12 protein-coding genes and 1 tRNA gene are annotated in these 15127 nt (G+C 70.9%); all 13 read right to left on the minus strand.

Translation table 11 applies throughout. From position 1 onward, the window contains the following. Positions 1 to 13 precede the first annotated feature (13 nt). Positions 14 to 2188, minus strand: coding sequence for a thioredoxin domain-containing protein (locus ACOQPP_RS11385; RefSeq protein ID WP_420636546.1), 2175 nt, complete (start codon positions 2186 to 2188; stop codon positions 14 to 16). Continuing rightward, a tRNA-Gln gene (locus ACOQPP_RS11390) sits at positions 2159 to 2229 on the minus strand. The genes ACOQPP_RS11385 and ACOQPP_RS11390 overlap by 30 nt, the downstream gene beginning before the upstream one ends. A 75-nt stretch (positions 2230 to 2304) precedes the next feature. Continuing rightward, complete coding sequence (locus ACOQPP_RS11395; RefSeq protein ID WP_420636547.1) at positions 2305 to 3225, minus strand: 4-(cytidine 5'-diphospho)-2-C-methyl-D-erythritol kinase; 921 nt, start codon at positions 3223 to 3225, stop codon at positions 2305 to 2307. Beyond that, positions 3222 to 4241: a lysylphosphatidylglycerol synthase transmembrane domain-containing protein gene (locus tag ACOQPP_RS11400; protein ID WP_419166883.1), complete on the minus strand. Its 1020-nt coding sequence runs from the start codon at positions 4239 to 4241 to the stop codon at positions 3222 to 3224. Before ACOQPP_RS11400 ends, ACOQPP_RS11395 begins: the two co-directional genes overlap by 4 nt. Beyond that, complete coding sequence (locus ACOQPP_RS11405; RefSeq protein WP_419166882.1) at positions 4238 to 4993, minus strand: pyridoxine 5'-phosphate synthase; 756 nt, start codon at positions 4991 to 4993, stop codon at positions 4238 to 4240. Before ACOQPP_RS11405 ends, ACOQPP_RS11400 begins: the two co-directional genes overlap by 4 nt. Before the next feature lie 64 nt (positions 4994 to 5057). Beyond that, complete coding sequence (hflX, locus tag ACOQPP_RS11410) at positions 5058 to 6344, minus strand: GTPase HflX (protein WP_419166881.1); 1287 nt, start codon at positions 6342 to 6344, stop codon at positions 5058 to 5060. After that, positions 6341 to 7780 carry a replication-associated recombination protein A gene (locus ACOQPP_RS11415; protein WP_419166880.1) on the minus strand — a complete coding sequence of 480 codons (1440 nt, stop codon included), beginning with the start codon at positions 7778 to 7780 and terminating at the stop codon, positions 6341 to 6343. The genes hflX and ACOQPP_RS11415 overlap by 4 nt, the downstream gene beginning before the upstream one ends. Then, positions 7773 to 9161, minus strand: coding sequence for a CCA tRNA nucleotidyltransferase (locus ACOQPP_RS11420; protein WP_419166879.1), 1389 nt, complete (start codon positions 9159 to 9161; stop codon positions 7773 to 7775). Before ACOQPP_RS11420 ends, ACOQPP_RS11415 begins: the two co-directional genes overlap by 8 nt. Before the next feature lie 55 nt (positions 9162 to 9216). Continuing rightward, the gene (locus ACOQPP_RS11425) at positions 9217 to 9990 is read right to left on the minus strand and encodes an SDR family NAD(P)-dependent oxidoreductase (RefSeq protein ID WP_419166878.1); all 774 of its coding nucleotides are present in this window, start codon (positions 9988 to 9990) and stop codon (positions 9217 to 9219) included. Continuing rightward, positions 9987 to 10364 (minus strand): hypothetical protein, encoded by a 378-nt coding sequence (locus ACOQPP_RS11430; protein ID WP_419166877.1) that lies wholly within the window; start codon positions 10362 to 10364, stop codon positions 9987 to 9989. Before ACOQPP_RS11430 ends, ACOQPP_RS11425 begins: the two co-directional genes overlap by 4 nt. A 4-nt stretch (positions 10365 to 10368) precedes the next feature. Then, positions 10369 to 13020 (minus strand): alanine--tRNA ligase, encoded by a 2652-nt coding sequence (gene alaS, locus ACOQPP_RS11435; protein WP_420636548.1) that lies wholly within the window; start codon positions 13018 to 13020, stop codon positions 10369 to 10371. A gap of 80 nt (positions 13021 to 13100) precedes the next feature. Then, positions 13101 to 13754 carry a regulatory protein RecX gene (locus ACOQPP_RS11440; protein ID WP_419166875.1) on the minus strand — a complete coding sequence of 218 codons (654 nt, stop codon included), beginning with the start codon at positions 13752 to 13754 and terminating at the stop codon, positions 13101 to 13103. Positions 13755 to 13836: 82 nt separating this feature from the next. Further along, on the minus strand, positions 13837 to 14934 hold the full coding sequence (recA, locus tag ACOQPP_RS11445) for a recombinase RecA (RefSeq protein ID WP_420636549.1): 1098 nt from the start codon (positions 14932 to 14934) through the stop codon (positions 13837 to 13839). Between the last annotated feature and the right edge of the window lie 193 nt (positions 14935 to 15127).

Below are 15127 nucleotides of genomic sequence, written 5' to 3' on the forward strand. Positions count from 1 at the left end.
GTAATCAGGTGTATCAGGAAAGTTGGTTCAGCATCTCCGCGACATCGGTCGCCGGACGGCGGCATGCGAAATCTGAACAAACGTACGCGGTCGCGCGTCCGTCGCGGACGTCGTACGCCCCGGTGAAGGGGGCGACCGCCTCGAGGTCGGCCGCCGCGCGCCCGCCGGCCGCGCCATCCGCCGGCTTGAAGAGGACCGCCGTGCGCGGCCCGTAGCGGTCGGTCAGCGCGGCGAGCAGGCACTGCGTATCGGCCGCATCCGGGTCGCCGGTCACGACCACTTCGTGCGCCGGCCCCAGCGCCAGATCGAGCGCCACGAGCGACATCGTGTGCGCGGAGGGGGCGCCCCCGACGGGGCCGGCGAGCGCGCGGCGCAGCGACTCCGCCCGGTCGAGGAGCCCGAGGTCGCCCGTGAGCCGGCCCATGCGGAGCAGCACGTACCAGGTGGCCGCGTTGGCCGAGGGCGTCGCCCCGTCGTAGACCTCCTTCTGCCGCACCGGGACGTCGCGCTGCTCCGCGTCCACGTTGAACACGCCGTGCCGGTCCGGATCCCAGAATCGCTCCAGCAGTTCGTCCAGCAGACCGCGGGCCTCGCGGAGCCAGTGCGGGTCCCAGGTGGCCGCGTACAGTTCGATGAGTCCCCAGGCCAGGCAGGCGTGGTCCGCCGCCCCGGCCGGGATGGCCGATTCGCCGTCCCGGTGGCGATGGAGCAGGCGCGCGTCTTCGTCGCGCAGCCGTTCGAGGATGAAGTCCGCCGCCCGCGCCGCGGCCTCGACGAGAGGCTCGTCCCCGAAGACGCGTCCGCCGCCGGCCATGGCGGCGATCATGAGGCCGTTCCAGTCCGTGAGGATCTTGTCGTCGAGCAGCGGTCGGATGCGGGTCACGCGTCTCTCGAACAGGAGCCGCCGGACCTCCTCCAGGCTCTCCTCGACGGTCGTGACCTCCTCGCCGAGCGCCGCCGCGATCTCTGCGGGCGTCTCCCTCAGGTGAAGGATGTTCTCGCCCGTCCGCAGCCCCGACGCCTCGTCGGCGAAGTTCCCGCGCGCCTCGACCTGGAACGCGCGCCGCGCGAGGCGGGCCGCCTCCTCGCCGAGCGCGTTCCCGACCACCTCGTCGAGTTCCTCGCGGGTCCAGACGTAGAACGCTCCCTCCCTGCCCTCGCTGTCCGCGTCTTCCGCGGAAAGGAACGCACCGCCCGCCTCCGTGAGATCGCGCGCCACGTACTCGAAGATCTCGCGGGCCACGCGGCGGTGCGCCTCGTCACCCGTGATCTGCCACAGTTCCGTGTACGCCATGGCGAGGAGCGCCTGGTCGTACAGCATCTTCTCGAAGTGCGGGACGAGCCAGCGGGCGTCGGTCGAGTAGCGGTGGAACCCGTAGCCGACGTGGTCGAAGATCCCTCCCCGTCGCATCGACACGAGCGTCTTCTCGACCATCTCCACACCGCGCGGATCGCCGGCACGGTCGCTCCAGCGGAGGAGGAAGAGGAGCTGGTGTGGCGCCGGGAACCTGGGGGCGCGCGAAAACCCGCCCTGGTGTGGATCGAAGCGCGCCAGCAGGTCGTTGAAGCCGCGGCGCAGCGTCTCCTCGTCCGGCGTACCGCCCCCGGAGCCGATCCCCCGCGTCTCGACCTCCCGCACCGCCTGCAGCGCCGAGGCCCCGGCCGCCTCGACATCCGCCCGCCGCTCCCGCCACATCCCGTCCAGCCGAGGCAGCAGTTCCAGCATCCCCATGCGGCCGGCCACGCTCTCGCGCGGGAAGTACGTGCCGGCGAAGAAGGGTTGCTTGTCGGGCGTCATCACGATCGTGAGCGGCCAGCCGCCCTGACCCGTCATCAGCTGGCACACCGTCATGTAGACGCCGTCGATGTCCGGCCGCTCCTCCCGATCCACCTTGATCGAGATGAAGTCGCGGTTGAGGAGCGCCGCCACGTCGGTGTCCTCGAACGACTCGTGCTCCATCACGTGACACCAGTGACAGGTGGCGTAGCCGATCGAGAGGAAGATGGGGCGGTCCTCCGCCCGGCTCCGCTCGAACGCCTCCTCGCCCCACGGATACCAGTCCACGGGGTTGAAGGCGTGCTGGAGGAGGTAGGGGCTCTTCTCGCGCGCGAGCCGGTTGGAACGCCTCTGCGGGCGCAGGTCGGGGCCGGACATAAGTTGGCCCCCCAGGGGTCGAACCTGGATCACCGGCTCCAAAGGCCGGTGTCTTGCCATTAGACGAGGGGCCAGAAGCGCCGAAGATGGCGCGCCGCGCCCAGCTGAGTCAATCGACGAGACGGTGTCCCGAAGCGCGCCTCGACGTCCTAGACGGGCAGTCGGACGTCGACGATATCCGGGCCTTCGCCGTCCCCCGAAGCAGAAAACCGGTGTCGCGCGCGGGCGCGTTCCGCGTCGTCGCGGAAGATCGCGAACAGGGCGGAGCCCGACCCCGTCATCGCGGCCGCCGCCGGCTCGCACGACCGGAGCCGCTCGAGGGTCTCCGACAGCTCCGGGTGGCGGGCGAGGACCGACGCCTCGAGGTCGTTTCGAATGAGCCGCTCGAGGGATTCCCAGTCCGCCAGACGGGTGGCGCCCGGGAGCACCGAAGCCGATCCGGGATCGGCGTGCGTCCTGCCGAGCCAGCCATAGGCTTCGGGCGTCGAGACGTGGATCGGGGAGCAGACGAGGAGCGCCGGGCGAGGACGAGGCGGCCTGAGCGGCAGGAGGCGGCGACCCCGCTCCCACCCCAGCGCCATCGGCACCCCAATGAGCGCGAACGGCACGTCGCTCCCGATCTCGCCGGCCAGTTCCACCAGGTCCCGCTCCTCGAGCCGGGGCCAGCGTCGCGCAAGAAGCCGCAGCGTCGCGCCGGCGTCCGCGCTCCCCCCGCCGAGGCCGCTGCCCATGGGGATCCGCTTCTCGAGACGGATATGGACGCCGGGGCGCCCCCGCTTCGGGAACGCGCGCTCGAGGAACATCTCCGCCGCACGCCAGCACAGGTTGTCGGGACCCTCGGGCACGCCGGCCGGCCGCGGGCCCTCGACCGCGAGGTTCACGCCCCCAGCGGCCGCCTCCGGCCCGGCCTCGAAGAGGCTGATCGTGTCGGTCAGGCTGGTGCGGGCGAGCAGCGTCTCGACCCCGTGAAAGCCCGTCTCGTCCCGCGCGAACACCCGGTGCCGCAGGTTGATCTTCGCGTGCGCCTCGGCGGTCCCAATGAGCCCGGGCGCACCGTGGGCAGGCGTCATCCCGAGGCCTCCGGCGCCGGCGGCGCGCTGCGGCCGAACTCCTTCCGGCTGATCCCCAGCCGCCGCATGTACCAGATCCCGAGCACGGTGATGGGGAGGAAGGTGAGGATGTGGTAGCCCGCCGCGAAGCTGATGATGCGAGCGGGTTCGATCTGATGGAGTTCCAGCGCCAGACGGGCCGCCGTCTCGAACGGTCCGAAGAAGCCCGGCGTGGACGGGATCGCGACCGCGAAGCTGATCGTCGTCTGGAGGACGAGGGCGCCCTCGAAGCCCGGCTCGCGGATGTCGAAGGCGAGAAACCCGAGGTAGAAGGAGAACGCGTTCCAGCCCCAGACGACGAACGACCACAGCATCGCGCGGGCGAAGACGTGCGCGTTGCGCAGCGCGCCCAGTCCGTCCACGAACGCGGTGAGGATCTCGGAGATCCGGTCCGCCATGCGGTCGGGGCCGAGCCGGTGGGACCACCTCCTCGCCAGCCGCAGGAAGCGGCCCGGGAAACGGACGAGCAGCCCGAACGTGATGAGGCTCAGCGAGACGAGGACGACCACCACCGTGAAGAAGTCCCTCAGGGTGCCCGACGCGGCCTCGTCGACGCCGCCGAGGAAGAAGGCGGGGACCAGGAACACCATGAGGACCATCGCGTCGAGCAGGCGCTCCACCACGAGCGAAGCCAGGGACGCGCTCAACGACACCGGTTCGATGCGCGTGAGCGAGTAGGCGCGCGCGAACTCCCCGAGACGTCCCGGGAGGACGTTGTTGGCCATGAACCCGATGCAAACGGCGGCATACCTCGAGCTGAAAGGGAGGCGCCCGTCGGAGGCACGGAGGAGGATCTGCCACCGAATCGCGCGCAGGTGGAAGGTGAGCGTGGCGACGACCGTGGCGGCCAGGAGCAGCCACGGATCGGCCTCGCCCAGATGTCGCAGGAGTTCGGCGGCTGAGACGTCCCGGAGCGCGTAGAAGAGGAGGGCGATCGAGACGAGGACGCCGACGAGAACCGTGATCCGGCTTCTCACCCCCGCGCCTCGCGGACGAGATCCGACATCTCGAGTACCGCGCGTTCCATGCCCACGAGCACCGAGCGGCTCACGATCGAGTGGCCGATGTTGAGTTCCTCGCACTCCTCGATCGCCGCCACCGGCCGGACGTTCTCATAGGTGAGTCCGTGCCCGGCGTGCACGCCGAGGCCGACCGCCGCGGCCCGCGTCGCCGCATCCTCCAGGCGCGCCAGTTCGTGGTCGGCGCTCTCCTGGTCCGGCGCGTTGGCGTACTCGCCGGTATGCAGTTCGACCGCGTCGGCCCCCAGTTCCGCGGACGCGTCGACGGCCGCGGGGTCCGGGTCGATGAAGAGCGAGGTGCGGATCCCGGCGTCCCGCAGCCGCGCCACCGCGGCGCGGATGCGGGCCGGATCGGCGGACAGGTCGAGTCCGCCCTCGGTCGTCAGCTCTTCCCTCTTCTCCGGGACGAGGGTGGCCTGGCCCGGCTCCCGGCGTTCGGCCAGGGCGAGGACCTCCTCCTCGGCCGCCAGCTCGAGGTTCACGAAGGTGCGGACGGTACTCAGCAGAAGTTCGACGTCGCGGTCCTGGATGTGGCGGCGGTCCTCGCGCAGATGCACGGTGATCCCGTTCGCCCCTCCCAGCTCGGCCAGCACGGCGGCGCGCACGGGGTCCGGCTCGTCGGTGCCGCGCGCCTGCCGCACGGTCGCCACGTGATCGATGTTCACGCAGAGCCGGCAGTCGATCAGGTGCAGAAAACTGGTGTTCGCCATGGTGTGCTCCGGTCCTGGCCTGGCCTGGCGGCCCGCGGCAAAGGGTCTGGAAACTGCTAGCAGCCTAGGCGGCGTCGGCCTGTTCCACGGCCAGGCCGCTCTCGCGCCAACGGCCGATCACAACGGCCGGCACGCGCGCAAGAATAACGACCCGGCCCTCTTCGTACGCCCGCTCCAGCACTTCGCCTTCGCGATAGGCTTCGGCGAGCCGGGCGCCATCTCCCGCCGGCAGGCTCACCCGCACCGTCTCCAGCCGAGCCCGCATCGCGGCCTGGAGCGCCTCGCGCAGCGGGTCCAGTCCTCCCTCCTCGAGGACCGAGGTCAGGACGTGCGGACGCGCCGCCGCGACCGCTCGCTCGCGGAGAGCCCGTTCCTCCTCGTGCGTGAGCCGGTCGATCTTGTTGAAGACGTGCAGGACCGGGCGGTCCGCCGCGCCGGCCTCCTCCAGCACCGCCTCCACCGCATCCCGCTGCGCCTCCCAGTTCGGCGACGACGCATCGATCACGTGCAACAGCAGATCAGCCTCGGACAATTCCTCCATCGTGGCCCTGAACGATGCCACCAGATGGTGGGGCAACTTCCGGATGAAGCCCACGGTGTCGGTGAGCAGGATCGGGCCGGGCCCGTCGAGATCGCAAACCCTCGTCGCCGAGTCGACCGTGGCGAACAGCCGGTCCTCCACGAAGACCTCGGCGCCGGAGAGGCCGCGCAAAATGGACGACTTTCCGGTATTCGTGTACCCGGCGAGAGCCACCTTGAACTGTTCGCTCCGTGCGCGGCGCTGCGTGACGCGCGCCCTGGCGATGTGGTCGAGCTTGCCCCGCAGCCGGGCCAGCCGCCGGTCGATCAGGCGGCGGTCGGTCTCGATCTGCTGCTCGCCGGGCCCGCGGGCGCCGATGCCGCCTCCCTCGCGCGAGAGGTGGGTCCACATGCGCTTGAGCCGCGTCCGCATGTATTGAAGCTGGGCGAGTTCGACCTGGAGCTTCGCCTCCGAGGTCCGGGCGCGGAGCGCGAAGATGTCGAGGATGAGTTCGGTTCGGTCCAGCGCGCGTACGCCGAGCGCGGCTTCGAGGTTGGCCCCCTGGGCGGGCGAGAGCTCCTCGTCGAAGATGGCGAGCGTCGCCTCGTGTTCGTGGAGCACCCGGGCCAGTCGCTCGACCTTGCCTCTGCCGATATACGTCGCGGCGCTGGGCGTTCGAAGACGCTGAATCACGACGCCGCGGACATCCGCACCCGCCGTACCGGCGAGCCGGGCGAGTTCATCGAGGTGCTCGTCAACGGCTTCCTGCGGCATGTCGAGGGGCGGCGCGCCGACCAGGATCGCGCGCTCGGCCGCGTCGTTCGATGTCATTCTGTCGATGAAAGCTCCTCCTCCGCGGCCTCCCCCGGGCCGGCTTGCGCGCGGTCCCGGAGCCGACGGATACGCTCGAGCCTGCGCCGCGCCTCGACTTCCCACCCACGGTCCCCGGGATCGTACCAGATTCTCCCGCGTAGCGACTCGGGAAGGTACGACTGGCGGGCCACGCCGTCTGCCTCGTCGTGATCGTAACGGTACCCCGACCCGTACCCGAGTTCCTTCATGAGGCGCGTGGGCGCGTTCCGGATGTGGAGGGGCACGGGCGCGGCCGGCGTCTCGCGGGCCGCGCCCGAGGCGGCGCCGAAGGCCCGGTAGACCGCGTTCGACTTGGGGGCGATGGCCAGATACGCGACGGCATGGGCGAGCGCGAGATCACCTTCCGGACTGCCGAGAAAGTGGTACGCGTCCCGCGCCGCGATCGTGACGGCGATCGCGCCGGGGTCGGCGAGGCCGATGTCCTCGGAGGCCATGCGCACGAGACGCCGTGCCAGGTACAGGGGGTCCTCCCCGCCGTCCAGCATCCGGGCGAGCCAGTAGAGGGCCGCGTCCACGTCGGAGCCGCGCACCGCCTTGTGGAGGGCGGAAATGAGGTTGAAGTGCTCTTCGCCCGATTTGTCGTAGCGCGCGAACCGCTTCTGCAGCGCGGCCGCCACATGCTCGACGGTAATCGCGGGCGCACCGTTGGCGCGGGCCAGGTCCGCCGCCGTTTCAAGCGCGTTCAGCGCCCTCCGGGCGTCCCCGTCGGCCTCGATCCCGAGGCGGGAGAGGGCGTCCGCATCGACCGTGAGACCCTGGGCCCCGAGCCCGCGCTTCGGGTCGCGGAGGGCGCGGGCGCAGATCTCGCCGACTTCCTCGGGCGCCAGCGGGTCGAGCACGAACACGCGGGTGCGTGAGAGGAGCGGCCCCACGACCTCGAAACTGGGGTTCTCGGTCGTCGCTCCGATCAGCGTGACCGCGCCGCGCTCGACGTGCGGGAGGAGGGCATCCTGCTGCGCCCGGTTGAAGCGGTGGATCTCATCCACGAAGAGGACGGTGCCGCGGCCGGTGGCGGCCCGGCGCGCCTTCGCCTCCTCGAGGATCTTTCGCACGCGCGGGATGCCGTCCGTGACCGCCGAGAAGGGGATGAACGCGGCCTCCATGCGGCTCGCGAGCAGCCCGGCGAGGGTCGTCTTCCCGGTCCCGGGCGGACCCCAGAAGATGAGGCTCGGCACGCGGCCGCTCTCGATGAGCTGGCGCAGGGGCCGGCCCTCCCCCACGAGCTTCGACTGGCCGACGAATTCGTCCAGCGAGCGCGGCCGTATACGGGCGGCGAGAGGCGCGGCGGCGGCGCGGGCGTCGTCACCCGTGCGTCGGCCGGCCACGTCCGCGTCGTCGTCGGAGCGCTGCGCGCGCGGCTCCAGATCCGGGAACAGGCTCGGTTCGTCAGGCATCGGCCCCTGGTCGCTCATCGCCGGCGGAGGGCGCGCCGGATCCGCCGCCCGGCCGGGATGCCTCGGTGAGCGCGCCCATCTCGATCAGCCGCCGGGCCTCCCCGAGCAGGCTCGCGCGTTCGTTGCGGCCCGGGTCCTCGAGCACCTGCTCCAGCAGTTCCTCGAGCAGGAGCCGCACGAGAGGACCCGGAGACATCCCGAGCTCGAGGAGATCATCGCCCTTGACCGCGAGGTCGGCGAGGCTGAGCGGCGGCGCTTCGAGCCACTCCCGGCGCACGCGCTCCCGGGTCGCCTCCAGGTAGCGCTCCGCCTGCTCCGCCCGCTCCGCCTCTTCGGCGCGCGCCCCGGCGAAGTGCAGCGCGAAGACGTCATCCCACGCCTTCCCGGCGGAGGCGAGCCAGCGCCGGTGCTCCGCGGCGGAATCCGTGGGCCCCACGAACGGGAGGAAGAGCCGCGCCAGCCGCGTGACGTAGCCCCGGTCGGCGTTGGAGAATCTGAGCCGCGACAGCAGCGCCTCGGCGACCTCCGCCCGCCCCTCCGGCGTGTCGGCCGCGGAAACAACCAACCGAGCCAGCCGTACGTTCAGTTCCCGCGCCGGGACGGCATCCACGGCGCCGAGCGCGGCCAGCCATGCGCCCCGGTCGGCGGCGAGCCCGAGCAGCTCCGGGTACCAGTGGGCGAGCGCCCCGCGCGTCGCGTACAGGTCGAGCCCCGCGGACGGATTCGGGTCGCCCAGCACCTTCATCAACTCCTTCCGGACGCGCTCGGCCGACAGCACGGCCAGGCCGTCGACCGCCTCCCGCAGGGCCTCGTCCGTGCGCGGCTCCACCGCCCAGCCGAAGCGTCCGGCGAACCGGAACCCGCGCAGCACCCGGAGATAGTCTTCGCGGAAGCGGGCCCCGGGATCGCCCACGGCGCGCAGGATCCCGGACTCGATGTCCGCCAGGCCGCCGTACGGGTCCCGGACCTGGCCCGACGCCGGTCGCCACGCGATCGCGTTCACCGTGAAGTCGCGGCGGCCCAGGTCTTCCTCGATCGACGACGCGAAGACCACGCGGGCGTGCCGGCCGTCGGTCTCGACGTCGCGCCGAAAGGTCGTGACCTCGTACAGAACCCCGCCGTCGAGCACGCCCACCGTCCCGTGCGACACGCCGACGGGCACCGTGCGCGGGAAGAGATCCATGACCTCGTCCGGACGCGCGTCCGTCGCCAGGTCCCAGTCCGCCTGCTTCGGATCGGCATCGCCCCCGATCTGCTGGACGAAGGCGTCGCGGAGGGAGCCGCCGACGGCCCAGGCCTCGAAACCTCCGCGCTCGAGCCGCCGGGCGATCCGCCGAAAGCCTTCGGGCGGCGCGAGGCGGCCCGGATCGAGTCCGGTCACGGGAGGGCCGTTGAAACCCGGAGCCTCGCAGCGTTCCCGCGCGGGCGGTCGGGACTCAGCCGCACAGCACGCTGCCGCCGTTCACGTTGAGGATCTCGCCGGTGATGTGACGGGCGGCGTCGGAGAGGAGGAAGCAGATCGGCCCGGCGATATCCTCGGGCGTCGCGACGCGCCCGAGCGGGATCAGGGCCAGGGCGGCACGGCCCGCCTCGCCCCGGAGCGCGGGCGCGGACATGTCCGTGGCGACCCACCCCGGGGCGACGGCGTTCACGTTGATCGAGCGCGGTCCGAGTTCGGTCGCGATCGACTTGCAGAACGCATTGATGGCGCCCTTCGATGCCGCGTAGTGGCTGTGCTCCGCCTCCCCTCGCTGGGCCGCGGTCGAGGAGACGAGGACGATGCGGGAATCCGGCCTCATGCGGCACGCGGCCTCCCGCGTGCCGGCGTAGATCGACGTGAGGTTGATGTCGAGCATTCGGCGCCATTCATCCGAACCGAGCGCCTCGATCGGCCTCGGGTCCACGTTCCAGATGCCGGCGTTGCCGACGAAGCCGTCCAGGCCGCCGAACTCGGCGTCCGCACGCTCGAACAGCGCTCGACACTCCGCGGGTTCGGCGAGGTCGCCCCCCGCGCACCAGTGGGTCCCTTCCGGGGCCAGTTCTCGCGCCTCCTCGATCGCTCGCCGCGCTTCATCCGCGGCCCGGTGATAGGCGATCCCGACCGACGCGCCGGAGGCCGCGAGACCGCGCACCGTGGCACGGCCGATCCCGCGCGAGCCACCCGTCACGAGTACGCGCTTGCCCGCCAGCCCGGGCAGACCCCCGCTCATCCAGCGTCTTCCCGCGCCTCGGCGCGCGTGTGGAAGCGCTCGCCGATCACGCCGCGCGGACCGATCCGACGCGCGAGGCGGAGCGCCCGGGCCGCGCTCCCGCCGAGGCCCGGTTCGGCGGCGGCTTCGAGCGCGTACGTAAGGATCGCGTCGGCCGCCAGCAGGTTGATCGCACTCCCGCGATTCCCCTCCCCGTTGGCGACGGTCTCCAACGCGTCGAGGGCCACGGACACGAGGCCCTCCTCGTCGTCGCTCGGGACGCCAACCACCAGCGAGCGGATCGCGTCCGCCAGCTCCGGCGGCGCCTCCCGGAGCCGGGCCTGCAACCACGTCTCGAGTGTGATCGACGGGCCGGTCACGTGGGTCTCGTTCATGCCATCAACCGGACAGAGCCGGGATCCGGGCGGAAGCCAGGGCCTTCGCGGCGCCGAGCCCTTCCGCGGCGAGAGTGGGGTCTCCCACCCCACCCTGCGCGAAGCGGGCCCCGCCTCCCCCGCCGGATCCCGTCGCGCGACTCGAGGCGCGCACCAGATCGCCCGCCTTGAGTCCGCGCTGTATGAGGTCGTCCGACACCACGGACATGAACGCGTGACGGTCCTTGTCGGGGTAGACGATGTGGAGGACCGCGGCCCCCGACCCCAGCCCCCCGCGCACCCGGTCCGCGAGATCGCCCAGATCCGTCCCGGCGGGCACCTCGATGCGCCCCGACACGAACCGGGCCCCGTTCGTTCCGGCGCCGGCGAGGAGAGTCTCGATCTGCCGCGCCGTCGCCTCGCCGCGTTGGCCCTCCACCTCGCTCGCCAGCCGGTCGCGCTCCTCGAGGAGCCGCTCCATGCGGGCCGCCAGGTCGCCCGGCCGGCACCGCAGTTGCTCGGTCAGCCGGGCGAGCAGACGGTCCCGTTCGAGTTCGCGCTCGTAGGCTCCATGCCCCGTCACGGCCTCGATGCGCCGGATCCCCGCCGCGACCCCCGTCTCGGACACGATCCTGAACGACCCGATCTGCCCGGTCGTGCGCGTATGCGTCCCCCCGCACAGCTCCAGGCTCAGACCGGGAATCTCGATCACCCGCACGACATCGCCGTACTTCTCTCCGAAGAGCGCCATCGCCCCCGCCGCGATCGCCTCGTCGTAGCCGCGCAGCGAGGAGAGGACTTCCGGATTCGAGAGGATCCCTTCGATGACCTCCCCCTCGATATCCGCCCGCTCCTCTTCGGTGAGCGGACCCCGGTGGCTGAAGTCGAAGCGCAGCCGATCCGGAGCTACCAGCGAGCCGGCCTGGAAGACGTGTTCCCCGAGCCGCCGCCGCAGCGCCGCGTGCAGGAGGTGGGTCGCCGTGTGGTTCCGCTCCGTCTCGCGCCGCCGAGGGTCGACCCGGGCGAACACGGAGTCCTCGACCACTCCATCGGCATCGGGCAGCGAGCCCTCCACCAGCGGCCCCGCCACGACGGTCCGGCCGTCATCGCCCCGGACGGTGGTCACATCGACGGCCCACCCGTCGCCGACCACGCGCCCGGTGTCGGAGACCTGGCCGCCACTCTCCAGATAGAACGGATTCCGTTCCAGCAGGAACGCGTTCACGCCGTCGTGGACCCAGCGCCGACAGTCCGTCTCCACCTCGAGATCCGCGTACCCCACGAACTCCTGCTCTGCGGATAGCTTCGTGAGAATCGCAGTGGTCTGAGGTACGGCGCTTTCCGAGCTGGCCCTAAGAGTTCTTATGCGGCGGGATCGGGCACGCTGGGCCCCGAGGGCCTCGTCGAAGCCTTCCCAGTCGACGTCGTAGCCGCGCTCGCGGGCGATGAGGCCGGTGAGGTCTTCTGGGATGCCATAGGTGTCCTTGAGCTTGAAGGCGACCTCGCCCGCCACCGTCCCCGCGCCGCCGGACGGCATCGCGCGGTCGATCTCGCTCATCCCTCCCTCGATCGTCGAAAGGAAGAGTTCTTCCTCCGCCTCGGTGGTTGCGAGCAGGTGCTCCCGCCGCGCCTCAAGTTCGGGGAAGGTGGGCGACATCTGGTCGGCCACGACGCCGACGAGGTCGTGCAGCATCGGGTCGCGGCGCCCCAGAAGCCAGTAGTGCCGGACCGCGCGGCGGAGGATCCGCCGCAGCACGTAGCCGCGCTTCTCGTTCGACGGGAACACGCCGTCCGCAAGCAGGAACGCGACGGCGCGCGCATGATCCGCCAGCACCCGGAACGCGACGCCGTCCTCCCAGTCCTCCGGCGCACGCGAGTACTCGAGCCCGAGCCCTTCCTGTGCCGCCTCGATGAGGGGGAGAAAGAGATCCGTGTGGTAGTTCGTACCCACGCCCTGCAGGAGGGCCGCGATGCGCTCGAGCCCGGCGCCCGTGTCGATCGAGGGCGCCGGGAGCGGGGTGTCGGTCCCGTCGGGCGCGCGGTCGAACTGCATGAACACGAGGTTCCAGAACTCGATGATCCGGTCCGCCTCGCCCGCGGCCTCGAACTGGTCGTCGGTGATCCGGTCGTCCAGCTCCACCCGCAGATCGTAGTGCAGCTCGGAGCACGGGCCGCACGGACCCGTGTCCCCCATCTGCCAGAAGTTGTCCTTGTCGCCCATCCGGCGGATGCGCGCCTCGGGAATCGCCGTCAACTCGAGCCACAGGTTGAACGCGTCGTCGTCGTCGTGATGCACCGTGGCCCACAGCCGGTCGGGTTCGAGCCCCAGGTCGCCCGTGACGAACTCCCACGCGAACCCGATGGCGTCGCGCTTGAAGTAGTCCCCGAAGGAGAAGTTCCCGAGCATCTCGAAGAAGGTGTGATGGCGGGCGGTCCGCCCCACCTCCTCGAGGTCGTTGTGTTTGCCGCTTACGCGCAGGCACTTCTGGGAGGTCACGGCGCTCGGACCCGGGCGCGCCGCCTCACCCGTGAAGATGCCCTTGAACTGCACCATCCCGGCATTCGTGAACATGAGGGTCGGGTCATCCGCGGGGACGAGCGAACCGCTGGGCAGGTGCAGATGCCCCTGTCGCTCGAAGTATGAGATGAACCGGCCCCTGAGTTCGTCCGCCTTCATCGTCTGATCTTCCGACCCGCTGTGTTCGGTTTTCCCGTTACCGCCCGCCGGCCCGGCGGCAGCCGGCGGCCCCACCCGCGCTACGCACCCGAGCCGTCGTCCTCAGGCCAATATGCCTCGATCCAGGCCCGAACGCTCCCCGCGGAGAACCCCCGTCTCGCCAGATAGGCGAACAGGCGGCGGCGCGCCGTTGCCGGTTCCGTCTCCTTCAGCCTCGACGCCCGCCTCGCGGCGACGCGATCGAGCAGCGCGCCCTCCGTGACCCCTTCTTCGGCCATCGCGGCACGAATCCCGTGCTCGGCAGCCTCGGGCGACACACCTCGCGCCAGGAGATCGGACCGCATCCTCCGAACCCCGCACGGCCGCAGCCGAATACGGTCGCGGGCGAAGGCCGCCGCGAAGTCTCCGTCGTCCAGATACCCCAGCGCTTCCAGCCGTTCCAGGGCGCGCTCGATCCCCGCCGGATCGATACGATCCCGGCGCAGCCGTCGCTCTACTTCCCGGCGGCTCCGCGGACGGACGGAAAGGTATCGCAGGCCCACTCGCATCGCCTCGGCCCGGGCCGCGGACGCGAGTACGGCGGCGAGTTCGGTCTCGCCGAGGTCGGCCCCGACCTCGAGCCGCAGGCGGTACACGTCCTCATCGGGAAGCAGGCAGGGGGTGGCCCTGTCGAGTTGGATCTCCGTCCAGCCGGACCGGCGCTTCGCCGGAGAGAGACCCGTTACTTCAGGCATGGGCGGTGCGACGGGCCGAAAGGACGGCGTCCTCTTCCCGCACCGGCCGCGGCCGGCGATGGGCCGCGGCCGGCACCGCGATTCAGCGGCGCGCCGCCTGATTCGTCGACGCGCCGGCCTTGCCGGCGGCCTTGTCCGAGGGCGCACCCTTCGCGGCATCGTCCGGCTCAGGCACCGTCATCCCGAGTTCCTCGCGGATCCGGGCCTCGATTTCCTCCGCGATGTCGGGATTCTCCCGCAGGAAGGCCTTCGAATTCTCGCGGCCCTGGCCGAGCCGGACGTCGTCTCCGTAGGAGTACCAGGCTCCGGCGCGATTCACGATGCCGAGTTGCTCGCCCATGTCTACCAGGAGGCCTTCCCGGCTCACCCCCTGGTTGAACATGATGTCGAACTCGGCCTGCTTGAACGGCGGGGCGCACTTGTTCTTGACGATCTTCACGCGCGTCCGGCTGCCGATCAGGTTCGTGCCTTCCTTGATCGACGCGATCCTGCGGATGTCGAGCCGGAGCGACGCGTAGAACTTCAGCGCCCGGCCGCCGGTCGTCGTCTCGGGACTCCCGTACATCACGCCGATCTTCTCGCGGATCTGGTTCGTGAAGATGACGGCGGTGTTCGAGCGGCCGATCGCTCCCGTCAGCTTGCGGAGCGCCTGCGACATGAGCCGCGCCTGCAGGCCGACGTGCGAATCCCCCATCTCCCCTTCGATCTCCGCGCGGGGGACGAGCGCCGCGACGGAGTCGATCACGACGACGTCCAGGGCGCCGGACCGGACGAGCACTTCGGCGATCTCGAGCGCCTGTTCGCCGGTGTCCGGCTGCGAGACGAGCAGGTTCTCGATGTCGACGCCCAGCTTCTGAGCATACCCCACGTCGAGCGCGTGCTCGGCGTCGATGAAGGCCGCCACGCCCCCGTCCTTCTGCGCGTTGGCGATCACGTGCAGCGTGAGGGTCGTCTTTCCGGAAGATTCCGGGCCGAAGATCTCGCTCACGCGCGACCTCGGAATCCCTCCGATCCCGGTGCCGTGATCCAGGTTCAGCGCCCCGGTGGAGATGGCCGGGATCCGGATCCGGGCCCCCTCGTTCCCCAGTCTCATGATGGCCCCCTTGCCGTGGGCCCGCTCGATCTGGTTGAGGGCGACGGCAAGCGCTTTCTTCTGCTCCTGGTTCATCTCCACACCCATTTCACTCTCCCGGATTCCGAGGGTCCGCGTGTTTGACGACCCGACCGCCCATGGCCGGGGGTTTCGTCGGTTCGGTTGCGGCCCGTCGCGACGGAGCTTGAGAATACCACGATTCTCGACCTTTCGCAATTTCTTCGGTTTCCTTCCGACCGGGCCGGCCGCTGGCTTCCAACCAGGGTGCGGGCGGGTCTCA

The organism is Candidatus Palauibacter sp. (assembly GCF_965222475.1).
Taxonomy (GTDB): Bacteria; Gemmatimonadota; Gemmatimonadetes; order Palauibacterales; family Palauibacteraceae; genus Palauibacter.